The organism is Pseudomonas sp. GXZC (assembly GCF_026967615.1).
In the GTDB taxonomy this organism is placed as follows: domain Bacteria; phylum Pseudomonadota; class Gammaproteobacteria; order Pseudomonadales; family Pseudomonadaceae; genus Aquipseudomonas; species Aquipseudomonas azotoformans_A.
In genome coordinates, this window is record NZ_CP114115.1 from 5,309,471 (window position 1) to 5,332,553 (window position 23,083).

Consider the following 23,083-nt stretch of genomic DNA (forward strand, 5'->3'; position numbering starts at 1 on the left):
TTTGAATTCCTTTGATTTCCGGTTTTTCCCCAGAAACGTTCCATGGCCACGCCTGATACCCGGACATAAATACCGTTACAGCAGTATTTTTCCCTTGATCAACTATGAAAAACGCCCCCTGATCATCCATCATGATCTTACTAACACGCCCGTGATAGATACCAGGCTTGCTATATTTGATTTGTGCCCGAGCCTGATTAGATTGTAAATCCTTTGTAATCTGCTTGGTGTCAACAGTTTGCCGAAATTCCCACCCGGTTGTGTCAAACATTTCATGCATGCGCGTATTGAATTGATCCCATGCTGCCGAATCAACTCCAGCGGCATGGGTAACAGATGCAATTGTGGATAAAAGCACTACCAATGGAAGCTTCATTGAAAATCCTTTTGTTTGTACTGGCGGTCTGAACTCAACAGGCACATGTCAATGGCCATAATTAGATTTGTAACTATCCAAACCCCAAAAAAATGCTCTTGAGAACTGCGCATTAGAATTGCCAGAATCAACGCCCCACCGAAAATACCCGCGAACCAACGGCCCATGTACAGGTAGCCAGCCCCAGGAAGCAGTACATTCAACCCGACTGCGGCTGTCCTGCTTTTTAATTTCGGCCTACTGACTGCGTACTGTTCAACCCCTGGTTTTCGCATCGCCATTCATCCTTGAAATCAGTTCGTATTGATCGGTGTGCGCAAACGCCGCAAAGTCGAGGGCACCCCTGCCAGGAACAAGGTAAAGGCCACCAGCAGCATCACAGAGCCCACCAGGACGCCAACACCCAGAGCTTGCCGGAAGCTGGAAACGTATCCGAATTCGAATGAACAGATTCCGGCAATACTGGCTACCGGCATGCTTAACGCAGCTCCAAAAAGCCCCAAGAACAATTTCATACAGGTTTCCTTGTCGTTTTGAATTGTGATTGCGGTGATGAATGCAAAATATCTGAAAATCAGATATCTGAAAAGCGGATATAGCTTATGGGGCTGTCATTTATGGATAGCTACCATGCCCAAAGCAATATATCGGCCCGAACACGACGTATTTTTGGCCATTTTGAAGGTTCGCAGAATCGATTCAGGAATGACCCAAGCTGCCTGTTCTCACGCATTGGGTCGCCCCCAATCATTCATGAGTGATGTCGAGAGGGGTGTTAGACGGTTGGATATAATTCAGATTCGTGACTTGTGTAAAGTATTGGGCTGCGGGCTAGTTGATGTAATTCAAGAGTTTGAAGAAGAACTAAATAAGAGTGGATTTTAGCCTTGCTGGAGTTTCGATAAAATCAAATGTGGATTTTTGCTAATTCCACATGATACCCCATCGCTACTAACCGCTGCGAATATTGTCGAAAGTTAACTTTTGAAAAAAATGGCATATGTAAGGCTCCTAGGCTACCCTGCATAATGGCAAATATAATGTGATTATGCCTAGGTAGGGCACTTGGATTGAATTCAAATGTATGCGCGCCTTGAGCGGCAAGATGAATGTTAACTTGTTCGATTATTTCTGGGGCGTGTATAAGCGATTCCGCTGAAACATACGCTTGCGAAAAAAGGTGGCTTAATACACTGGATGAAGAATACTTCTTGACGTGTACGATATGATTATCTGATGTAAGAAGATCACAGAATTCGATGACGCTAGAAGCACCATTGACGCGTACATTGTGCTGATCTAGTAGGTGAAATGCTATACCATCTGAAATTCTACGTAGGTAGTCTCCCTCGTGCGCACCATTATATCTTGGGAAGGTAATATTTGATCGTGGAAAATCATCAAAATAACGATTAACTTGACTTGCGTAATCAATATTAATGCAGTACCAGTCTCCCTCGCTTAAAAGATAATTTTCACCGTCCAGTTCTACTTCCCCACTAAGGCACTCGTATAAAGTCCATGTGTCAATCTTGTTGTAGTCAGTACCATACAGATAGATTTTTGTGGATTTCGAACTTTCCACGGAAAGGTTTCCGACTAGTGCTTTTTCGATTAGACAGCGTTGCAAATCTAACTCAAATCCTAGGACTGGCCCGTTTCCGTTTCGCCCACGCTGTGATGTGTATGAAAAGCCTGAAAAGCTTTCATACTCTATTACCCTCGGTGCAGCTATCCATACTTCGTGATAATTACCTTGGTTCACTAAGTTAATTAACAATTCATCCAGCTCTGACGAAAGCGCACTATCCCGTACCGGTACGATATGGTCCATCCAGGGGTATTTTTCTTTTCCCCTTTCATCTTCGTATGCTGTTATCAAGCGCTGTGCAATTGCTGGGAGTTGTGGAAGTTGTACGTCTGTGTGCAAGGAAAGCGAGTCCGATCCACTTACAACTTCGTGTTCGTCACCTTCAATTGACTCAACAATACCGGTAAGGGATTTGAGTATTTCCGAATCAAACTTGAATTCAAATTCTGAAATTGAAAGATTTTTTGAAGACTGCGAACGAGATCGTAGAGGGATTTTGTCGATATTTGATTTGTCAATCGACTTGATAAGCTGCGGATCGGTCATGCTCAATGCTGTTCTTAATCCAAAATATCTTTCAATTGAAGCCTTGTCGATCAAGTGCCGGGCGTGACCAAAGGTAAAGCAGAAAACTCGGTTGTTCACGGCAAAAACTAGCACGCCCTGTAATGATCTTCCTCGCATTTGGGTCGTGTTTATTTCTTCAATTCCACTGAACAAGTCAACCCATTTTGGTTTTGACGGGTTGGTTTGATAGTAAAATAGACAGTTTATATTATCAATTTGAAACTGCTGTGGCTGAATGGCGTGCTCGTCGGATAACGCATCGTAGATAGTCCGGTCGGACTTCAGAAGAAATACATTAATCGTAAGCTTCATTGGTCGGTCCCTGATTGAGTGCAGTCCAGCAGATGGTGCAGTGGAGTGTAGCCAATTTCATACGTATGGTTGGATTCAGTCCCGAATCAAGGAGCCCCAGTCTCTGATACGTAACGGGATCATCAAACGACCCCGAAAGCTCCTCTAATTCTGTAAGCGTTGTGGGCGCCTTCTGTAATCGTAAGACGTGTGGCACGTCTGTAGCCCAGCGTTTCCATGGGGCATGTCAGAAACGGACAAGCTCGCCTCTGTGATAACTCAGCGTCAAACTAGTTTCCAGCATTCAGGGCACACAAAACGTGTCGAAATTGCGAAATTCAGCAGAGCAGAAACGCCCACCCAGGCAGTGGGGCTACCAAGCCCGCATTGCTGCAACGAACTTAGCAGCCCACTGCCTACACAGGGCTGTAACTACTTAGCTGGCTTGTGTACTGGGAGCGTCGGGTGCTTAGGCTTGGTTTCGGGGTTTACGTGGTGCCTTCTGTCGTCCTTGCCATCTTCTCGTGCTGGTTTGGGGCCTGGCTTGATGTCGGTAAACATGTGCTTTCCTTTTCGTTGGCGGTGCTCACTGTTCAATGGGCAGCTGTTAACCATCCCCTTGACCATTCGGATGAGAAATCCCACCCGCCTAACATAAGTAGCGGCAATCTGCCATATGTCAAGAAGGGTGACGGCGGGGGATGTGGACAGGATCATCAAACGACCGTTTGGCGATACGCAAAATTAGCGGTCATAAACGTATCAACAAAATAGCCTTGCACATATATTGATGCCAATTTAAGATGATGCCACATTTAATGATACGTGAGCACATCGCATGTCCCGCACATTTCTATACTGCCGTGTTTCAACATCGACTCAGTTCACTGCAAACCAAGTGCACGAAGTGAAAGCAGCCGGATTCGAGGTACAGGCAGGCCGGGTAATAGAAGAAGTCATATCGGGCAGCATCGCTGCCAGTGAACGCCAAGGGTTTCAAAAGCTATTAGATCGGATGGAAACAGGTGACGTACTGATCGTGACCAAACTGGACCGTTTGGGCCGAAACGCAATGGACGTGCGTCAGACGGTTGAACATCTAGCTGGAATTGGAATTCGCGTACATTGCCTAGCTTTAGGCGGCGTAGACCTGACCAGTCCGGCAGGCAAGATGACAATGCAGGTTTTGAGCGCCGTAGCCGAGTTTGAACGTGACCTGCTGATAGAACGTACACAGCAAGGGTTGAAGCGGGCCAAGGCTGAAGGCAAGAGGCTGGGAAGACCCGAGGCAAAAGGCACGACAGCAGCAGTGCAACTCCTCAAGGGGAAAGATATGACGCAGGCACAGGCAGCAGCTGAACTAGGTATTGGTATTGCAACGGTCAAGCGTCACTGGAATAAAAGCTGATTAAAAGAGCTCACCCCCACTGGGTCAGTTTTCGGTCAGCGGCAATAAGCAATCAGCCGTATATACAATCCATCGGGGGGAGTGGAAGGCTCATCCCACTCAAGCTCTCTGGCGGTTGTGCCAAAGAGTCATCAGATATAAACCTTTCACACCATAATCATAGCTGAGCGAGAATTGCATCCCGATAGACGTTTTCGTTCGGAAGGTTGCTCGGTGACGTGAAGGCGTTTGCAACCTGATCCACAGTTGTGGTGAAGACGCCCTCAGCTTTCAGATCACGGATTTTTCCCTCCGGTACCTCATCGCCAATGTCGTACCACATCAACGACAGCGACCCTGGCTGCAATGTGTACTCATACAGCGTGCCCCCGAGTCTTTCACGGATTTTTTCGTATACCGGCTTAGGGCATACGAAAAACAATCCACTGCGGCATAGGCGCTCTCTTCTGAGAACATGCCCTTTGTAGATCAGTTGAGGAAGAATCCGCTTGTTGACGTTTTCCCAGTTAAATCCAGCGGTACTCGCCTTCGGCGCTGACTCATTGTTTAGGTAGGCGAGGCGCTCTGCTTGGTAGTTACCTGTTGTGTCAATAGATTGAACTTCGATAGCCACGAAGTCCGTTAAATCACCCTTATCGTCGAGTCGAGCCAAAACCCAATCGACGAAGTATCCACCGGACTTGCCACGATTGGGCAGCCTGAGCTCCTTTCCCCAACGTTTTCCGAAGACAGCAACTTTTATTTTTCCGGGAGACACTGAAGCTTTTCGGGCTTCGTTGCCGGGAAATAACTCCACATCACCGTCAAATGCGACCTTCGCCACATCTGACAAGATGCGATAGTCATCGGAGTAAAGTCGGTATGGGCAGCAAATCACTGGCCCGGACGTCATAGGCTTCAAGGTACAGACGCCACTTACATCCCCATTGCTCAACGTCTTAACACACCGGGCGCCTAAAAAAGGGCATTCCAAGTCGGCCCGCGCTTGGCGAGCTTTCTCTGATTGATCTGTAGGTGCATATCCGAAAAATTCAATGATTCGGCTAGCCAAATGCAAGTTCCTTTTGGTTTTGTCTAGGAGCAATCCTACTCTGGTTGGATGCCCAATGGGCTATCAGCTTCTCTGCGATTGCTTTTGCCATCAATACAGGGACAGCATTCCCGACCTGTTCATACTGGGTAACTCGGGAACCCAAAAACTTGTAAGCATCAGGGAAGGACTGGAACCGTGCAGCTTCGCGTACCGTTAGAGTACGGTTTTGATAAGGTAGAAAAACGGTCCCCCAATGAGGGTCACACTTAGTCAGGACTGTGCCCGGGAGCCTATCAGGATGCAGTCTTCCATATCGTTTAGTGTGGTCTGACCGACGTGCACGTTGCATGCCTTTAGGAAGTAGGTCGTAGGGAATATCCCGCCATGACCCGCCCGGCTGAACATGCAGCATTCGTTCAGCGTTCTGCTTTGAAAGCTTCGCCGCGTAGTGATTATAGGTCTGACCACTAGGGTTCCGGATTCGCTTGGCAAAGGCGCTCTCGGCGGGACTGAGATATGTAATGAGCTCTGCACCTTCTCCCATCTCAAGAGGAGGAAGATCAGAGATTGCAGCGCCAACGGTAACTGCCGGCTCTAGCGTTTCACGGTCAAGCTCATTGAGCTGGAACGTCATAGTATTTCCGCCTCGGAAGTTGGCACGACCAACAGCATAATGCGAGGGGACAGGATGCTCAATTGGCCCTGCAAGCGAGCCGAGAAGGATCAGCCTCCAACGCTCCTGAGGTACCCCGTAATGCGCAGCAAAGAGGATTTTGGCTGTTACGTGGTAGCCCAAACTAGTGAAGATTTCGACGATCTGCCGGTAAACCTTCCCGTCTCCAATGGACAAGAGACCCGGCACGTTTTCAAAGACAAAAGCTTGGGGCATGAACTCTTCAAGGAATCGTTCATAGTGCTTGAAAAGCTTGTTCCGAGGGTCCTCTAGGAACCGTTCAGGGGCGTTGATAGAAAAGCCTTGGCATGGCGGCCCGCCAACTAATACGTCAAGCTCTCCCCTCTGGAGCCCAAGCTCGGCTCGGATGATTGCCGGGTCAACTTCTTCTATGGGACGGCAATCTGCTATGGCCTCTGGGTGATTGAGGCGGAAGGTCTCAATTGCCTCGGGCATGATGTCGTTACCATACAGGCTTACGTAACCAGCTTGTCTGAAGCCTTCAGTGATGCCACCAGCGCCACAAAAAAGATCGATAGTTCGGCGCGGAGCCATATCCGTTCCTCCGTGGGTAAGTGGGTCAGACAGTGCTGCAAAGTTTCCAATGCGGGAAGACGCTCCATCAGGAACATTTTTACCGCGAACGTCAATCGTCATATCATGCTCAACAGCCATATCTCTACTCCTGTCAGTAGGGTTGGTTAGATAGGGGTAACGGTTGCAGCCGCTACCTCTATCGATCTCCGATTCTCTCGGCAGGGTGAAGTCAGTTCAGCCTCGCCTCACCTAGATCAGGGAACAGCGCCCCCTGACCACGCTCATACCTCTCGACATAGCACTGCATGAACTCGCGAAGCACCTCGGATGCTTTTCGCTCTTCTGCTGTGCAAGCCAACTGAAACGCCTCGCGCAGGTCTTTTTCGATTCGGATGCGCAGGCCAACGTCTTTACTACTCATAGCCAAGTGAAATCCTGGATACACAGATGTGTATCCACATCATCCTTAACTTCTACCGACTAGGCAAGCGATGAGTGATCGACGGCCCATCCTAAAGGCAGTCCGCTGGACTGCACTAATTCAAACCGCTGTCATCGATCAAATCGGCATCCATAACGCAGCACAAATACTGGATATAAGAACAGTATCAATCGAACGAAGGTCTCTCAAGAGAGAGATGACAGATGGTGGAAGGATCGAGAAATGGAAAAAGAAAATGCAGTCATGAGCAGGGCGCTCTTGGGACTTCGCTCAATCATCAGACCTGACCGTCATTGCCTGACACAAGATCCGATAATGGCGCTCAGCTGAGTTACTGGAGCAGGAATCGCAGACACGATAATATGCAGCTTATGGCGCACTACTTTAGTGTACCTAAACGCTGTCACACTTCGAGTTTTTTGACTGAAAAGCCCTTTAAAAATCAAGGACTTAAAGATTGGAGGCAACCCCACCAGCCACACCCCGGCACACAATGTTCCCGCTGTGGCTGCTGCCTTCCGGCTCTGACCAGGTTCACGGGTAATCGTTGCGGGGGGACCGATGGGGTCACCATAACGACGCCTGCCTCTCGGCAAGCGGGGCCATTGTACCGATCTCATCGGAAGTTACAACCGTTGGGGGTGGATTAAAAATATGAAGGGGCTCAAGCACTTGTACCCCTACAGAATCACCGCCTCATCGGCCCTGCCGCCCTCCTCCTGAATCACCAGATGAATGAAGTGCAATTTGGCAATCACCGCCGGTGGCAGCACAAAGGGATAGAAATCCGGCTGGCCCATGCTGCGCGACAGCTCATTGAGCATACCGGCCAGCTCAATCCAGGCGTTGACGAACGACAGGAATGCCACGCCGCCAGGGTGTTCGGGGTCGTAGAGGGTGGTGAGCGGGAATGGCTGGTAATCCAGGTCCATCTCGCGAGCGCTCATGCCAAAGCCGAGGGCGGTGTCGACGGCGTCCATCATGTGCAGGTAATGCGCCCAGGTTTCGGCCCAGTCTTCCCAGGGATGCATAGTGGCGTAGGCGCTGACGCAGGTTTGCTGCCAGTCCGGGCGTGGGCCGTTCTGGTAGTGCTGGTCGAGGGCCTCGGCGTAACTGGCGCGTTCGTCGCCGAACAGCTGGCGAAACGGTTCAAGCCAATGGGTATTGGCGATCAGCCGATCCCAGTAGTAATGGCCGACTTCATGGCGAAAGTGCCCGAGCAGGGTGCGATAGGGCTCGCGCATTTGTACGCGGACTTTTTCGCGGTGGGCGTCGTCGGCTTCCTTGATGTCCAGGGTGATCAGGCCGTTCGAATGGCCGGTCATCGGTGCATTGCCTTCCAGGTCTATGCCCACGAAATCGAAGGCCAGGCCGGTGTCTTCGTCGACGCTTTTGGGCACCACTTGCAGACCCAGGCTGATGAGTTGCGCCACCAGACGGCGCTTGGCGGTTTCGACTTTGCGCCAGCGCTCGTGGTTTTCCGGGATCGACAAGTCAGGAATGGTGCGGTTCAGGCTGCACGCCACGCACAGCGGCGCGGTGCTGTGGGCTGGGATCAGCCAGTTGCAGGCGGCCGGGGTGTCGAGGTTGGCGCAACGGCGGAAGGCGCCGGCGTCGAGGTTGCCGTCCTGTAGCCAAGTGCCTTCGACCGGGCCGGGTTGCAGGGAGGCGAGTCGACTTTGTTGGGGCTGGTAGCCCAGCAGCGCCTGGCAGGCCAGGCACTGGCTGTTGCGAAAGAACAACGATTGGCCGCAGCGGCACTGCCACACCTTGCTGTCGCGGGAGGTGCCAGCTACGAAGGGTGCTGCGATGCGCGAACTGAGTTGCTCGAAGTAGCGGAACATGGCGATCTCTCCCTGGGTGACTGAGACTAGATCACTTTCGCTTCGGAATCGTTCCACATTGTTGTAGTGAGCGGGCTTGCCCCGCGCTGGGCTGCGTAGCGGCCCCAAACCCGGCACTTCGGTCTATCCGAATGTTGGGGCGGCTTCGCCACCCAGCGCGGGGCAAGCCCGCTCACTACAAAAGCCAGCCCATCACAAAACGCTATCAGACCGTGATGTTGTGCTTGGCGAGGAAGGCGACGAAAGCCTCTTCGTCCAATACCTTCAGGCCCAGCTCGCTGGCCTTGGCCAGTTTGGAACCCGCACCCGGCCCCGCTACCACGCAATGGGTTTTCGCCGAGACGGAACCCGCCACCTTGGCGCCGAGGCTTTCGAGCTTTTCCTTGGCCACGTCGCGGCTCATCAGCTCCAGGGAGCCAGTGAGTACCCAGGTGTGGCCAGCTTCGGGCAAGCCTTCGACGACTTTCTTCTCGCTGTCCCAATGCATGCCGAAGTCCTTGAGCTGTTGCTCGATGGCCAGGGCGCGGCGGGCATTCTCGGCGTTGTCGAAGAACTCGCGCACAGCCTTGGCCTGCTTCTCGGGCAGGGCCTGGCGCATGTCGAGCCAGTCGGCCTTGATCACGCCTTCGAGGGTGACGAACTTGTCCGCCAGCTTCTGCGCAGCACCGGGGCCGACGCTCGGTACGTGCAGTTTGTCGAGCAACCCGCCCAGGGTGGTGCTGGCGGCAAATTCGGCACTCAGGTCGCCCTGATCCTGCAATTGCAGGCCGCATTCTTGCGGCGACAGCAGCGCGCCGATCACGTCCTGGTTATGGCTGTCTTCAAAGAAACTATGAATCTCATGCGCCACTTCCAGACCCACGTCCGGCAAGTACGTGAGCACTTCGGGCAAGGCCTTCTGCACGCGCTCCAGGGAGGCCAGGGAGCGCGCCAGCACCTTGGCGGTCTCCTCGCCTACATCGGGAATGCCGAGGGCGTAGATAAAGCGCGCCAGGGTCGGAGACTTGCTGTTTTCGATGGCGGTGATCAGCTTCTTGCTGGAAATGTCGGCAAAGCCTTCCAGGTCGATGATCTGCTCGTACTTGAGCTTGTAGAGGTCGGCCGGCGAGCCGATGAGCTTTTCATCCACCAGTTGCTCGATGGTCTTGTCGCCCAGGCCGTCGATGTCCATGGCGCGGCGCGAGACGAAGTGGATGATCGCCTGCTTGAGTTGCGCGCCACAGGCCAGACGCCCAACGCACCGGTACACCGCGCCTTCGCTGACAGTTTCCTTGCCCTTGCTGCGCTTGACCAACTGGGTACGCTCCACGTGGGAACCGCACACTGGGCAACTCTCAGGGATCGGCACCGCACGGGCGTTTTCCGGGCGACGCTCAAGCACCACCGAGACCACCTGCGGGATCACATCCCCGGCGCGGCGGATGATCACGGTATCGCCGATCATTACGCCCAGACGCGCCACTTCATCCATGTTGTGCAAGGTGGCATTGGACACGGTGACACCCGCGACCTTGACCGGTTTGAGCCGTGCCACTGGCGTGACGGCGCCCGTGCGGCCGACCTGGAACTCCACGTCGAGCAATTCGGTCAGCTCTTCCAGGGCCGGGAATTTATGCGCGATGGCCCAGCGCGGCTCGCGAGCACGGAAGCCCAGCTCACGCTGGGAAGCGATGCTGTTGACCTTGAACACCACGCCGTCGATCTCATACGGCAGGCTGTTACGGCGTTCGCCGATATCGCGGTAGTAGTCCAGGCAATCCTGGATGCCCTTGGCCAGCTTCAACTCATGGCTGATGGGCATGCCCCATTTCTGCAACTGTTGCAGGTTGCCGATGTGGGTGTCGCTGATGTCAGTGGTCACACCGTAGCAGCAAAACTCCAAGGGTCTGCTGGCGGTGATCTTCGAATCCAACTGACGCAGGCTGCCAGCAGCGGCGTTGCGCGGGTTGGCGAAAGTCTTGCCGCCGACTTCCAACTGCGAAGCGTTGAGCCGCTCGAAACCGGCCTTGGACATGAACACTTCGCCGCGCACTTCCAGGGTCGCCGGCCAGCCGCTGCCGTGCAGTTTCAACGGGATATTGCGCACGGTGCGCACGTTGACGCTGATGTCTTCGCCGGTGGTACCGTCGCCACGGGTGGCGCCGCGTACCAGCTCACCGTCCTGATACAGCAGGCTGACCGCCAGGCCATCCAGCTTGGGTTCGCAGCTGTATTCCACCACCGCGCCACCGCCAAACAGATCGCCGGCCGGCAGGTCGAGGCCTTCGGTGACCCGACGATCAAACTCCAGCATGGTGGTTTCATCAAACGCGTTGCCAAGGCTGAGCATGGGGATCTCATGCTTGACCTGGGTGAACGCCGACAACGCCGCACTGCCGACCCGTTGCGTCGGGGAGTCGCGCGTGACTAGGTCCGGGTGCTCGGCTTCCAGGGCCTTGAGCTCATGGAACAGCCGGTCGTACTCGGCGTCCGGAATGCTCGGCTCGTCGAGGACGTGGTAGCGGTAGTTGTGCTGATCCAGTTCAGCGCGCAGTTCGAGGATGCGGGTGTGGGCGGCGGTCATGGGTGTTCTCTCAGAAAGCAAAAGAGCAGCCGAAGCTGCTCAATATGTTAGTGCGCTTATTCTATCCGACAACGCCGAGGAGCAATCCTCAGCGTTTTTGTGTCAGGGCGCGACGCTCGAACTCGACGATGCGCTGACGGTAATGCTCGATGGTCTGGGCGGTCAGGACGCTGCGCTGGTCGTCCTTGAGTTCGCCGTTCAGTTCCTGGGACAGCTTGCGGGCTGCGGCGACCATCACGTCGAACGCCTGTTTCGGGTGACGCGGGCCTGGCAGGCCAAGGAAGAAGCTCACCGCTGGAGTGCTGAACAGGTCGATATCGTCCAGGTCGAAGGTGCCCGGCTTGACCGCGTTGGCCATGGAGAACAGCACTTCGCCGTTACCGGCCATGCTTTCGTGGCGGTGGAAGATATCCATCTCGCCGAAACGCAGGCCGCTTTCCAGAATATTTTGCAACAAAGCCGGGCCCTTGAAGCCGGCGGCATCGCGGCAGATCACGCTGATCACCAGCACTTCTTCGGCGGCAGGCTGGTCGTTCACGGATTGGCGCGGCGCGTTCTTACCAGCGTTTTCATCCGGGAAATCATCGTCGCGGCTGCTGAAGCTCGGGCCGTCATCAACGTCCAGGTCCAGGTCGGCCTGGCGCGGTTCGGCCACCACCGGCGCGGCGCGCTTGCCACGCTTGGAAGACGGCTCGCGGGCTTCACGCACCGGCGCGCTCATCGACGGCAAGTCATGCTCGTCCAGTTGCGGTTCTTTATGGGTATCCAGCACACGGGGCGGCCCCAGCAGCTCGGCGCTGCCGTCGTCGTCAGGCAAGTTGGACAGGTTGCGGTCCAGACGGAATTTGAGCTTGCCCTTGCCACCGCGCATGCGGCGCCAGCCATCAAAAAGAATACCGGCAATGACAATAATGCCGATGACGATCAGCCACTCGCGCAGACCGATTTCCATGTAATCCCGTGCCTCTAATAAAAAATGCTGAAAAATAAGGGGTTTAGCAACGTGCAAACCGCTTTAAAACGTGGCGCCAACTCTATGTTCTGACTGACGTTTTGCCCACGCATACGAAAATTTGACATTAAACTAGCACGACCAAAGATAACTTTACACCGTCTGTCAAAATGCCTTGAACAAATATGTCCATTTGCCACTTTCGCCAGACCGGTAAAGCGTCTTACCGCGTGCTATAAAAATTCTGTCCCGGCATGGATCAAGACTCCACCATCGCCATCGCTTCTTCCACATCCACCGCAACCAAACGCGAACAGCCCGGTTCGTGCATCGTCACCCCCATCAATTGATCCGCCATCTCCATGGCGATCTTGTTGTGGGTGATATAGATGAACTGCACGGTCTGGGACATCTCTTTAACCAACCGTGCGTACCGTCCAACGTTAGCGTCATCCAGCGGGGCGTCAACTTCGTCAAGCATGCAGAACGGCGCCGGGTTCAACTTGAAGATGGCAAATACCAGGGCCAATGCGGTCAGGGCTTTTTCGCCGCCGGACAACAAATGGATGGTGCTGTTCTTCTTGCCCGGAGGCCGCGCCATGATCGTCACCCCTGTATCGAGTAGATCTTCGCCCGTCAGTTCCAAGTAAGCGCTGCCACCGCCGAAAACTTTTGGGAATAAGGCCTGTAAACCGCCATTAATCTGATCAAAGGTATCTTTGAAGCGGTTGCGGGTTTCCTTGTCGATCTTGCGGATCACGTTTTCCAGGGTGTCCAGGGCTTCGACCAGGTCGGCGTCCTGGGCATCCAGATAACGTTTACGCTCGGATTGTTGCTGGTACTCGTCGATGGCCGCCAAGTTGATCGCGCCCAGGCGCTGTATACGCGCGGCAATCCGCTCAAGTTCTTCTTCGGCGTCTTTCTCATTGGCCTGGGCGGTCAGGGTATTGAGCACGCCGTGCAGGTCGTAGCCGTCTTCCAGCAACTGGTCTTGCAGGGTCTTACGGCGCACGGTAAGGGCTTGCCATTCCATGCGCTGCTGTTCGAGTTGGCCGCGGATCAGCTGGGATTGCTGCTCGGCCTGGGTCCGGCGCTTTTCGGCGTCGCGCAGTTCGCGGTCGGCGTCTTCCAGGGCGATCTGCGCGGTCTTGAGCTCTTCGTCGACGGTCATGCGCTTGTCGAGCAATTCTTCGAGCTTGAGGCGCAGCTCTTCCAGCGGCGCTTCGCCCTCTTCCAGGTTGAGGCTCAGTTGTTCGCGCTTTTCGGTGAGGCGTTCGGACTGCATCTCCAGGCGTTCAAGGGCCTGGGCGGTGGACGCGTGCTGGGCCTTGAGCGAACCCAGGCGCACCGCCAGCTGGTGAGCGTGATCCTTGTGCTGGCGGGCCTCCTGGCGCACGCGGTCGAGGCGTTCGCGCAGGCTGTCGCGCTGGGCCAGCAGCAGTTCGCGCTGCTCGGTGTCCAGCGCCATGCTGTCGAGGGCCTCCTGCAATTGCAGGCGCGCTTCGCCAATCTGCTCGTGTTCCAGGGCGCGTTGCTCGCCCATCTCCGCCACTTCCTCATCAAGACGGGTGCGACGCAGAGTGAGTTGTTCGACCTTGGCTTTGCTCGCGGAAAGCTGGGCTTTCAGTTCGCCTTGCTGGCGCGCTTCGTCCTGCAACAAGCGGCGCAGGTGTTCGCGGCCGGTCTCTTGCTGGCGCTGGGTGGCGCGCAGGGTTTGCAGTTCGGTTTCCAGGCTTTCCAGGGTGGCTTCGCGTTCTTCGCGTTCGGCGATCAGGTTGACGATTTCCTGGCCTCGGGCCAATACGCCGCTTTCGGCTTCACTGGCGCGACGTACACGCAGGAAGTGCCGGCCGACCCAGTAGCCGTCGCGGCTGATCAGGCTTTCACCGGCGCCGAGTTGGCCGCGTTGCGCCAAGGCCTGCTCCAGTGATTCGACCGGTTTGACCTGGCCCAGCCAAGGCGATAGATCAATCGCGGCCTCTACTTTATCCAGCAGGCTGCCCGGCACCCGCGTCCCATCGGCGGCCGGGCTGAGCAAACGCAAATCGCCCTGGGCGAAGCCAGCCAAGTCGAAGCCGCCAAAATCATCGACCAATACGGCTTGAAGGTCGGCGCCTAAAACGGTCTCTACCGCCAACTCCCAACCCGCTTCCACTTTCAAGCCTTCGGCCAATCGTGGGCGCTCGGCCAGATGCTGATCGCGCAGCCATTCGGCAGTGCCGGTGCCTGGGTCCAGCGCAGCTTGCTGCAAAGCTTCCAAGGATGCCAATCGACCATTGAGCCGCTGCAAGTCACCCTGGGCCTGCTGCTGCGCCTGGGTCGCCTGTTGCAGTTGCTGACGCAATTGCTCCAGGCGCTCCACTTGTTGTTCTTCGCTGGCTTCCAGCTCTTCCAGCGTCATTTCGCTTTCGGCCAGTTGCTCGCTCAGTTCCATGATCGCCGCGTCTTCCGGGTCGGCGGACAGCAATGCGCGTTCTTCCTGCATCCGGCGCTGGCGCTCGGCCAGACGCTCCATGCTGGTTTCCAGTTGCTGGATGCGCGACTGCTGCACCTCGGCCTGGCGGCGTGGCTCGGCGGATTGCAGGTTGAACGTGTCCCACTGCTCCTGCCAGCCATGCATGGTGGTTTCGGATTCTTCCAGGGCGGCGGCGGCTTCTTCGGCGGCGGCACTGGTAACTTCCTGCTCGGGGGTGAGCATGTCCAGCTCTTCGCCAAGGGTCAGCAGCAAGGTGCGGTCGTGGCCCAGGTGCGATTCGGTTTCCAGGCGTGCGCGTTCGGCTTCCTTCAAGTCATCCTGCAATTGGCGCAGGCGTTGCTGGCCGTGCTGGATGCTCTGCTCGACACGGGCAATGTCGCCGCCCACCGAATAGAAGCGGCCCTGCACCAGATTGAAGCGCTCGGACAGGTCATGGTGACCGTCACGCAGGCGTTCGATGCTGGCGTCAGCGTTGCGTTGCTCGGCCACCAGGGCTTCAAAGCTGATTTCCTGGGTGCCGATGATCGCTTCGCGCTGGCCGACCTGATCATTCAGCGCCTGCCAGCGCAGGGCCGAGAGTTGCGCCTTGAGCTGGCGTTCTTCGCCCTTGTATTCCTGATACTTCTCGGCGGCCTGGGCCTGGCGGTGCAGGCGTTCAAGTTGACGTTCCAGCTCTTCGCGCAGGTCGGTCAGGCGGGCGAGGTTTTCATGGGTGCGGCGAATACGGTTTTCGGTCTCGCGGCGGCGCTCCTTGTACTTGGAGATGCCGGCCGCTTCCTCGATGAAGTTACGCAGGTCTTCGGGCTTGGCTTCGATCAGCTTGGAGATCATGCCCTGCTCGATGATCGAGTAGCTGCGCGGGCCCAGGCCTGTACCGAGGAAGATATCGGTGATGTCACGACGGCGGCACTTGGTGCCGTTGAGGAAGTAACTGTTCTGGCTGTCGCGGGTCACTTTGCGGCGAATGGAAATTTCCGCATAGGCCGCGTACTCACCAATCAAGGTGCCGTCAGAGTTATCGAACACCAGTTCGATGCTGGCCTGGCTCACCGGCTTGCGGCTGGTGGAGCCGTTGAAGATGACGTCGGTCATCGACTCGCCACGCAGGTTTTTAGCCGAGCTCTCGCCCATCACCCAACGGACGGCGTCGATAATGTTCGACTTGCCGCAACCATTGGGCCCGACCACCGCCGCCATGTTACTGGGGAAGTTCACCGTGGTCGGGTCGACGAAGGATTTGAACCCCGCCAGTTTGATGCACTTGAGCCGCACGCTTAGGCGTCCGCCAACGCGGCGATAACCAGCGAGCAACTGCGCTCGCCGTAGGCCGACAGCACTTGGCGGATCTGCGGCAGGTCACGGGCCAGTACGGCGGCGAGCAGTTGCTCGAACAGCGCCAGGTACTCGCTCATGGACGCCTTGCGTTGATCCAGCGCCAGGTAATAGGCGCGGTTCATCGCCGGCTGCAGGTTCTCGACGGTTTCCTGCAGGTACGGGTTGTTGGCGAAGGGGTACGCGGCGCGCATCACATTGAAGCTTTCTTCGACGAAGGCGCGGATGTCCTGGCGCTCGAAGCTGGCGATCAGGCGCTGCTGGATCTGCATGAACGGCGCCATGTCGGCCTGGGTCTGCCAGCCTTGGGCAACCGCGTTGCCGAGCAGGATGTACAGCTCGCCCATCAAGGTGCACAGGCTCTGCACCTTGTGCGTCGTGAGTTCGGTGACGTGGGCGCCACGACGCGGCAGGATCGCGATCAGGTGGCGGCGTTCGAGGATCAGCAAGGCTTCGCGCACGGAACCACGGCTGACATTGAGTGCCAGCGTGACCTTTTGCTCCTGGATCCGCTCCCCAGGCTTGAGATCGCCGCGAATGATGCGTTCGGCGAGGTGGTGAGCAATTTGCTCGGCGAGACTGTCCGGCGCCTTGAACGTCATGTTTTCCCTTCAAAATCTTCTATCGGTACAAGCGCGGCAGTGTAGCGCATTGGCTGGCTGATGGCGCTACGCCCACCCTGCAGAATTTGGCACGGAATAAGCAGCGATGAACACCCACAAGCCCCCAAAAACACCGGTTCCAGAAGACTGGACCATAATTGAAAGTGTTGCGACTGCATTTTCTTGACCTTCTGGTCAGAAAATCGTTGACCGAAAAGTCAGACATGACTAGATTCGGCGCAAAGCGGTTAACAACAATAATGAGTCTGCGAGGCCTTCCGTGATCCAGTTTTTACTTAACCAGGAACTCCGTAGCGAGCACGCCCTGGACCCCAACCTGACGGTGCTCAACTATCTGCGTGAGCATTTGGGCAAATCCGGCACCAAGGAAGGCTGCGCCAGCGGCGATTGCGGTGCCTGCACCGTGGTGGTCGGTGAGTTGCATACGGATGCTCAAGGCGCCGAGCAGATCCGTTATCGCAGCCTCAATTCGTGCCTGACCTTTGTGTCGTCGTTGCACGGCAAGCAACTGATCAGCGTTGAAGACCTCAAGCACCAGGGCCAACTGCACAGCGTCCAGCAAGCCATGGTCGAGTGCCACGGCTCGCAATGCGGCTTTTGCACCCCCGGCTTCGTGATGTCGTTGTTCGCCCTGCAAAAGAACAGCGACGCGCCCGACAGCCAAAAAGCCCACGAAGCCCTGGCCGGCAACCTGTGCCGCTGCACCGGTTATCGCCCGATCCTTGCCGCTGCCGAACAGGCCTGCTGCAACAAACCCCAGGATCAGTTCGACAGCCGCCAGGCCGAGACCATCGCTCGCCTCAAAGCCATCGCCCCAACGCAAACCGGTGAACTCAACAGCGGCGACAAGCGCTGCCTGGTGCCGCTGACCGTTGCCGACCTGGCCGACCTCTACGACGCCTACCCGCAAGCCCGCTTGTTGGCCGGCGGCACCGACCTGGCGTTGGAAGTCACCCAGTTCCACCGCACGCTGCCGGTGATGATCTACGTCGGCAACATTGAAGAAATGAAGCGCATCGACGACTTCGATGACCACCTGGAAATCGGCGCCGCCACCGCCCTCTCCGACTGCTACACCGCGCTGCACCACGAATACCCGGATTTCGGCGAACTGCTGCACCGCTTCGCCTCGCTGCAGATCCGCAACCAAGGCACCCTGGGCGGCAACATCGGCAACGCCTCGCCGATCGGTGATTCGCCGCCACTGCTGATCGCCTTGGGCGCGCAGATCGTCTTATGCAAAGGCGAAACCCGCCGCACCTTGGCGCTGGAAGATTACTTCATCGACTACCGCGTCACCGCGCGCCAGGACAGCGAGTTCATCGAGAAGATCATCGTGCCCAAAGGCCACGCATTGTTCCGCGCCTACAAAGTTTCCAAGCGCCTGGACGATGATATTTCCGCCGTCTGCGCCGCGTTCAACCTGAAGATCGAAAACGGGGTGATCAACGAGGCCCGCGTCGCGTTCGGCGGCATGGCGGCTACCCCCAAACGCGCCAAAAGCTGCGAGGCCGCGTTGGTCGGCGCCACCTGGAACGCCGCCACCGTGGAAAAAGCCTGCGCCGCCCTGGCCGTGGATTTCACGCCCCTGTCGGACTTCCGCGCCAGCAAGGAATACCGCCTGCTCAGCGCGCAGAATTTGCTGCGCAAATACTTCATCGAGCTGCAAACGCCGCACATCGAGACTCGGGTGACCGCTTATGTCTAACCATCACGCCGTCGTTAAAACCCAGGCTGAATTGGCCGAGCTGTTCGCCCAGGACCTGACCTCCGGGGTCGGTCGCAGCGTCAAGCATGACAGCGCCGCCAAGCACGTGTCCGGTGAAGCGCAGTACATTGATGACCGCCTGGAATTCCCCAACCAACTGCACCTGTATGCGCGCATGTCGGACCGCGCCCACGCCCGCATCCTCAGCATCGACACCGCGCCCTGCTATGCCTTTGAAGGCGTGCGCATTGTCATCACCCATGAAGACGTGCCGGGTCTGAAAGACATCGGCCCGTTGATGCCTGGCGATCCGTTGTTGGCCATCGACACCGTACAGTTCGTCGGCCAGGTCGTGCTGGCGGTTGCCGCCCGCGACCTGGAAACCGCACGCAAAGCCGCGATGGCCGCGGTGATCGAATACGAAGACCTGGAGCCGGTGCTGGACGTGGTCGAGGCCTTTCGCAAGAAGCATTTCGTGCTGGACAGCCACACTCACCAACGCGGCGATTCGGCCGGCGCCTTGGCCACGGCGAAAAACCGTATCCAGGGCACCCTGCATATCGGCGGCCAGGAACACTTCTACCTGGAAACCCAGATCTCTTCGGTGATGCCCACCGAAGACGGCGGCATGATTGTCTATTGCTCCACGCAGAACCCCACCGAAGTGCAGAAACTGGTGGCCGAAGTGCTGGACGTGTCGATGAACAAAATCGTCGTCGACATGCGCCGCATGGGCGGTGGTTTCGGCGGCAAGGAAACCCAGGCGGCCAGCCCCGCGTGCCTGTGCGCGTTGGTTGCGCGCCTCACCGGCCAGCCGACCAAGATGCGCCTGCCGCGCGTCGAAGACATGTTGATGACCGGCAAGCGTCACCCCTTCTATATCGAATACGACGTGGGCTTCGACGACAGCGGCCGCCTGCACGGGATCAACCTGGAGCTGGCAGGCAACTGCGGTTGCTCGCCGGACCTGTCCAACTCGATTGTCGACCGCGCGATGTTCCACTCCGACAACTCGTATTACCTGGGCGATGCCACGGTCAACGGCCATCGCTGCAAGACCAACACCGCGTCCAACACCGCCTATCGCGGTTTCGGCGGCCCACAAGGCATGGTCGCCATCGAGGAAGTGATGGACGCCATCGCCCGCCATCTGACGCTCGACCCGCTGGCGGTGCGCAAGGTCAATTACTACGGCAAGACCGAGCGCAACATCACCCACTACTACCAGACCGTCGAGCACAACATGCTCGAAGAGATGACTGCCGAACTGGAAGCCAGCAGCCAATACGCCGAACGCCGCGAAGCGATCCGCCTGTACAACGCCCACAGCCCGATCCTGAAAAAAGGCCTGGCGTTGACTCCGGTGAAATTTGGCATTTCGTTTACCGCCAGCTTCCTCAACCAGGCCGGTGCGCTGATCCATATCTACACCGATGGCAGCATCCACCTGAACCATGGCGGCACCGAGATGGGCCAGGGTTTGAACACCAAGGTTGCGCAGGTGGTGGCCGAAGTGTTCCAGGTCGAAATCGACCGCGTGCAGATCACCGCCACCAACACCGACAAGGTGCCCAACACCTCACCGACCGCCGCTTCCAGCGGTGCCGACTTGAACGGCAAGGCCGCACAGAACGCCGCCGAAACCATCAAGCAGCGCCTGGTGGAATTCGCCGCGCGCAAGTACGACGTGAGCGAAGCGGACGTGGAATTCCACAACGGCCATGTGCGCGTGCGGGATCAGATCCTCACCTTCGAGGCGCTGATCCAACAGGCGTATTTCGCCCAGGTTTCGCTCTCCAGTACCGGCTTCTACAAGACCCCGAAAATCTTCTACGACCGTAGCCAGTCGCGCGGTCGGCCGTTCTACTACTTCGCCTTCGGCGCGGCCTGCTGCGAAGTGATCGTCGACACCCTGACCGGCGAATACAAGATGCTGCGCACCGACATCCTCCACGACGTCGGCGCCTCGCTGAACCCGGCCATTGACATTGGCCAGGTCGAAGGCGGCTTTATCCAAGGCATGGGCTGGCTGACCATGGAAGAGCTGGTGTGGAACAACAAGGGCAAGCTGATGACCAACGGCCCGGCCAGCTACAAGATCCCGGCCGTGGCGGATATGCCGCTGGACCTGCGAGTGAAGCTGGTGGAAAACCGCAAGAACCCGGAAGACACGGTGTTCCATTCCAAGGCCGTGGGCGAGCCACCTTTCATGCTCGGCATTGCGTCGTGGTGCGCGATCAAGGATGCGGTGGCGAGTTTGGGTGACTACCGCCATCAGCCCAAGATTGATGCGCCGGCGACACCGGAGCGGGTGTTGTGGGGGTGTGAACAAATGCGGCAGTTGACGGCGGCAAGGGCCGTTGAGATTGAAACCGAGATGGCTTCGCTCTAGATCGAGGTGCTGCCATCGCAGGCAAGCCAGCTCCCACCTTTGACTGTGTTCGCAGCTCAAAATGTGGGAGCGGGCTTGCCCGCGATGAGGCCCTCCCAGACACCACAAGAGGTGACTATGAACAACTGGATCAGCGCCCTCGCCGACCTGCAGAACCGAGGTGAACCCTGCGTCCTGGTCACCATCATCGAAGAACTCGGCTCCACGCCGCGCAACGCCGGTTCGAAGATGGTGATCAGCGCCACGCAGACCTTCGACACCATCGGCGGCGGGCACCTGGAATACAAGGCGATGCAGATCGCCCGCGACATGCTAGTACGCGGTCAGCAGAACACCCATCTGGAGCGCTTCAGCCTGGGCGCCAGCCTGGGCCAGTGCTGCGGTGGCGTGACCGTGCTGCTGTTCGAACCCATGGGCCAGGTGCAGGCGCAGATCGCGGTGTTTGGCGCGGGCCACGTCGGCCGCGCGCTGGTGCCGTTGCTGGCCAGCCTGCCGTGCCGGGTACGCTGGATCGATTCTCGGGATCAGGAGTTTCCGGAACATATCCCACAGGGCGTGCGTAAAATCGTCAGCGAAGAGCCAGTCGACGAAATTGCCGACCTGCCGGCGGGCAGTTACTGCATCGTCATGACCCATAATCACGCGCTGGACCTGGAACTCACCGCCGCCCTGCTCAAGCGCAATGACTTCGCCTACTTCGGCCTGATCGGCTCGAAGACCAAACGGGTCAAGTTCGAACACCGCCTGCGTGATCGCGGTTTCGATACCGCGCAATTGCAACGCATGCGCTGCCCCATGGGCCTTACCGAGGTGAAGGGCAAGTTGCCGGTGGAAATCGCCATCTCCATCGCCGGCGAAATCATCGCCACCTATAACGCCAATTTCGGCCAGCACACCGCCAGCGCCGAACCTATTGCCAAACTGCTGCCGGCTTCACGTCGCAGCCAAGCCCTTTGAATTGAGATCACCATGCCTTTGACTCGCAAAGCCTACCGTGCCGCCCTTTTGCACAGCATCGCCGACCCTGCTGAAGTGGGGATCGAAGCCTCCTACGAATATTTCGAAGACGGCCTGCTGGTAATCGAAAACGGTCAGATCAGTGCCCTTGGCCATGCCAGCGATTTGCTGCCAACCCTGCCTGCCGACATCGAAATCACCCATTACCAGGACGCGCTGATCACGCCCGGCCTGATCGACACCCACATCCACCTGCCGCAAACCGGCATGGTCGGCGCCTATGGCGAGCAGTTGCTGGACTGGCTCAACACCTACACCTTCCCGTGCGAAAGCCAGTTCGCCGACAAGGCTCACGCCGAAGAAGTCGCGGATATTTTCATCAAGGAACTGCTGCGCAACGGCACCACCACCGCGCTGGTGTTTGGCAGTGTGCATCCGCAGTCTGTGAATGCGTTCTTCGAGGCCGCCGAGAAACTCGACCTGCGCATGATCGCCGGCAAGGTGATGATGGACCGCAACGCGCCGGACTACCTGACCGACACCGCCGAATCCGGCTACCAGGAAAGCAAGGCGCTGATCGAACGCTGGCACGGCAAGGGCCGCCTGCACTACGCGGTCACCCCACGTTTTGCGCCGACCAGCACGCCCGAGCAACTGGCGCTGGCGGGGCAACTGTTGGGGGAATACCCGGACCTGTACATGCAGACTCACATCAGTGAGAACAAGCAGGAAGTGCAATGGGTGAAGGAACTGTTCCCGGAGCGCAACGGCTATCTTGATGTGTACGATCACTACAAACTGCTGGGCGAGCGCTCGGTGTTTGCCCATGGCGTGCACCTGTGTGATGACGAGTGTGCACGTTTGGCGCAGACCGGTTCGGCGGTCGCGTTTTGCCCGACCTCGAACCTCTTCCTCGGCAGCGGTCTGTTCAACCTGCCGATGGCTGAGAAGCACAAACTGAATGTGGGCTTGGGCACGGACGTGGGCGGCGGCACCAGTTTCTCGCTGCTGCAAACCTTGAACGAAGCCTACAAGGTCATGCAATTGCAGGGTGCGCGCTTGAGCCCGTTCAAGTCGCTGTACCTGGCAACGCTGGGCGGTGCGCGTGCATTGCGCTTGGAAGACAAGATCGGCACGTTGCAACCGGGCACCGATGCGGACTTTTTGGTGTTGGATTACAACGCCACGCCGCTGCTGAGCTACCGCTTGAAGCAGGCGAAGAACATTGCCGAGACGTTATTTGTGCTGATGACGCTGGGGGATGACCGGACGGTGTTGCAGACGTATGCGGCCGGTAATTTGGTGCACCAGCGCTGAT

The 23,083-nt window shown here is 57.1% G+C and carries 16 protein-coding genes and 1 other RNA gene; 6 read left to right on the forward strand and 11 right to left on the reverse strand.

The genetic code is table 11. The annotated features are described in order from the left end of the window. Positions 1–669 precede the first annotated feature (669 nt). Positions 670–891: a hypothetical protein gene (locus OZ428_RS24960; protein WP_269131647.1), complete on the reverse strand. Its 222-nt coding sequence runs from the start codon at positions 889–891 to the stop codon at positions 670–672. A 115-nt stretch (positions 892–1,006) separates the two neighbouring features. Between OZ428_RS24960 and OZ428_RS24965 the strand changes: the two genes are divergently transcribed. Continuing rightward, entirely contained in the window at positions 1,007–1,261 is a 255-nt protein-coding gene (locus tag OZ428_RS24965) for a helix-turn-helix domain-containing protein (RefSeq protein WP_269131648.1), read from the forward strand. Between the two features lie 22 nt (positions 1,262–1,283). On the opposite strand, the gene OZ428_RS24970 is transcribed toward OZ428_RS24965, so the two are convergent. After that, a complete protein-coding gene (locus OZ428_RS24970) occupies positions 1,284–2,846 on the reverse strand; it encodes a TIGR04141 family sporadically distributed protein (RefSeq protein WP_269131649.1) in 1,563 nt (520 codons plus the stop codon). An 817-nt stretch (positions 2,847–3,663) separates the two neighbouring features. On the opposite strand from OZ428_RS24970, the gene OZ428_RS24975 reads away from it, so the two are divergent. Then, positions 3,664–4,233 carry a recombinase family protein gene (locus OZ428_RS24975; RefSeq protein WP_269131650.1) on the forward strand — a complete coding sequence of 190 codons (570 nt, stop codon included), beginning with the start codon at positions 3,664–3,666 and terminating at the stop codon, positions 4,231–4,233. 157 nt (positions 4,234–4,390) lie between these two features. On the opposite strand, the gene OZ428_RS24980 is transcribed toward OZ428_RS24975, so the two are convergent. The 9 genes from OZ428_RS24980 to OZ428_RS25020 form a co-directional block, all read right to left on the reverse strand. Continuing rightward, positions 4,391–5,284 carry a NotI family restriction endonuclease gene (locus tag OZ428_RS24980; RefSeq protein WP_269131651.1) on the reverse strand — a complete coding sequence of 298 codons (894 nt, stop codon included), beginning with the start codon at positions 5,282–5,284 and terminating at the stop codon, positions 4,391–4,393. Further along, on the reverse strand, positions 5,277–6,614 hold the full coding sequence (locus OZ428_RS24985) for a DNA cytosine methyltransferase (protein WP_269131652.1): 1,338 nt from the start codon (positions 6,612–6,614) through the stop codon (positions 5,277–5,279). The genes OZ428_RS24980 and OZ428_RS24985 overlap by 8 nt, the downstream gene beginning before the upstream one ends. Before the next feature lie 91 nt (positions 6,615–6,705). Continuing rightward, positions 6,706–6,897 carry a plasmid-related protein gene (locus OZ428_RS24990; protein ID WP_269131653.1) on the reverse strand — a complete coding sequence of 64 codons (192 nt, stop codon included), beginning with the start codon at positions 6,895–6,897 and terminating at the stop codon, positions 6,706–6,708. A 488-nt stretch (positions 6,898–7,385) separates the two neighbouring features. After that, positions 7,386–7,482, reverse strand: an RNA gene (ffs, locus tag OZ428_RS24995) — signal recognition particle sRNA small type. 116 nt (positions 7,483–7,598) lie between these two features. Then, positions 7,599–8,762 (reverse strand): zinc-binding metallopeptidase family protein, encoded by a 1,164-nt coding sequence (locus OZ428_RS25000; RefSeq protein ID WP_269131654.1) that lies wholly within the window; start codon positions 8,760–8,762, stop codon positions 7,599–7,601. A 205-nt stretch (positions 8,763–8,967) separates the two neighbouring features. Continuing rightward, positions 8,968–11,325 carry an NAD-dependent DNA ligase LigA gene (gene ligA, locus OZ428_RS25005; RefSeq protein ID WP_033900547.1) on the reverse strand — a complete coding sequence of 786 codons (2,358 nt, stop codon included), beginning with the start codon at positions 11,323–11,325 and terminating at the stop codon, positions 8,968–8,970. A gap of 88 nt (positions 11,326–11,413) precedes the next feature. Then, a complete protein-coding gene (zipA, locus tag OZ428_RS25010; RefSeq protein ID WP_016979286.1) occupies positions 11,414–12,277 on the reverse strand; it encodes a cell division protein ZipA in 864 nt (287 codons plus the stop codon). Between the two features lie 259 nt (positions 12,278–12,536). Continuing rightward, on the reverse strand, positions 12,537–16,025 hold the full coding sequence (smc, locus tag OZ428_RS25015) for a chromosome segregation protein SMC (protein ID WP_269131655.1): 3,489 nt from the start codon (positions 16,023–16,025) through the stop codon (positions 12,537–12,539). 2 nt (positions 16,026–16,027) lie between these two features. Continuing rightward, positions 16,028–16,687, reverse strand: coding sequence for a GntR family transcriptional regulator (locus OZ428_RS25020; RefSeq protein ID WP_269131656.1), 660 nt, complete (start codon positions 16,685–16,687; stop codon positions 16,028–16,030). A gap of 280 nt (positions 16,688–16,967) precedes the next feature. On the opposite strand from OZ428_RS25020, the gene xdhA reads away from it, so the two are divergent. The 4 genes from xdhA to guaD all read left to right on the forward strand — a co-directional run bounded on the left by xdhA (position 16,968) and on the right by guaD (position 23,082). Then, positions 16,968–18,416, forward strand: coding sequence for a xanthine dehydrogenase small subunit (gene xdhA / locus OZ428_RS25025; protein WP_269131657.1), 1,449 nt, complete (start codon positions 16,968–16,970; stop codon positions 18,414–18,416). Continuing rightward, the gene (gene xdhB / locus OZ428_RS25030; protein WP_269131658.1) at positions 18,409–20,808 is read left to right on the forward strand and encodes a xanthine dehydrogenase molybdopterin binding subunit; all 2,400 of its coding nucleotides are present in this window, start codon (positions 18,409–18,411) and stop codon (positions 20,806–20,808) included. The genes xdhA and xdhB overlap by 8 nt, the downstream gene beginning before the upstream one ends. Before the next feature lie 117 nt (positions 20,809–20,925). Continuing rightward, the gene (gene xdhC, locus OZ428_RS25035; protein WP_269131659.1) at positions 20,926–21,765 is read left to right on the forward strand and encodes a xanthine dehydrogenase accessory protein XdhC; all 840 of its coding nucleotides are present in this window, start codon (positions 20,926–20,928) and stop codon (positions 21,763–21,765) included. Positions 21,766–21,777: 12 nt separating this feature from the next. Then, a complete protein-coding gene (gene guaD / locus OZ428_RS25040) occupies positions 21,778–23,082 on the forward strand; it encodes a guanine deaminase (RefSeq protein WP_269131660.1) in 1,305 nt (434 codons plus the stop codon). The last annotated feature ends 1 nt before the right edge of the window (position 23,083 follow it).

Excerpts from the sequence above, each read along its gene's own strand:
- OZ428_RS24960 (WP_269131647.1), bottom strand. The coding sequence starts at position 891 with ATGAAATTGTTCTTGGGGCTTTTTGGAGCTGCGTTAAGCATGCCGGTA.
- OZ428_RS24965 (WP_269131648.1), top strand. The coding sequence starts at position 1,007 with ATGCCCAAAGCAATATATCGGCCCGAACACGACGTATTTTTGGCCATT.
- OZ428_RS24970 (WP_269131649.1), bottom strand. The coding sequence starts at position 2,846 with ATGAAGCTTACGATTAATGTATTTCTTCTGAAGTCCGACCGGACTATC.
- OZ428_RS24975 (WP_269131650.1), top strand. The coding sequence starts at position 3,664 with ATGTCCCGCACATTTCTATACTGCCGTGTTTCAACATCGACTCAGTTC.
- OZ428_RS24985 (WP_269131652.1), bottom strand. The coding sequence starts at position 6,614 with ATGGCTGTTGAGCATGATATGACGATTGACGTTCGCGGTAAAAATGTT.
- OZ428_RS24990 (WP_269131653.1), bottom strand. The coding sequence starts at position 6,897 with ATGAGTAGTAAAGACGTTGGCCTGCGCATCCGAATCGAAAAAGACCTG.
- OZ428_RS25000 (WP_269131654.1), bottom strand. The coding sequence starts at position 8,762 with ATGTTCCGCTACTTCGAGCAACTCAGTTCGCGCATCGCAGCACCCTTC.
- ligA (WP_033900547.1), bottom strand. The coding sequence starts at position 11,325 with ATGACCGCCGCCCACACCCGCATCCTCGAACTGCGCGCTGAACTGGAT.
- zipA (WP_016979286.1), bottom strand. The coding sequence starts at position 12,277 with ATGGAAATCGGTCTGCGCGAGTGGCTGATCGTCATCGGCATTATTGTC.
- OZ428_RS25020 (WP_269131656.1), bottom strand. The coding sequence starts at position 16,687 with ATGACGTTCAAGGCGCCGGACAGTCTCGCCGAGCAAATTGCTCACCAC.
- xdhB (WP_269131658.1), top strand. The coding sequence starts at position 18,409 with ATGTCTAACCATCACGCCGTCGTTAAAACCCAGGCTGAATTGGCCGAG.
- xdhC (WP_269131659.1), top strand. The coding sequence starts at position 20,926 with ATGAACAACTGGATCAGCGCCCTCGCCGACCTGCAGAACCGAGGTGAA.
- guaD (WP_269131660.1), top strand. The coding sequence starts at position 21,778 with ATGCCTTTGACTCGCAAAGCCTACCGTGCCGCCCTTTTGCACAGCATC.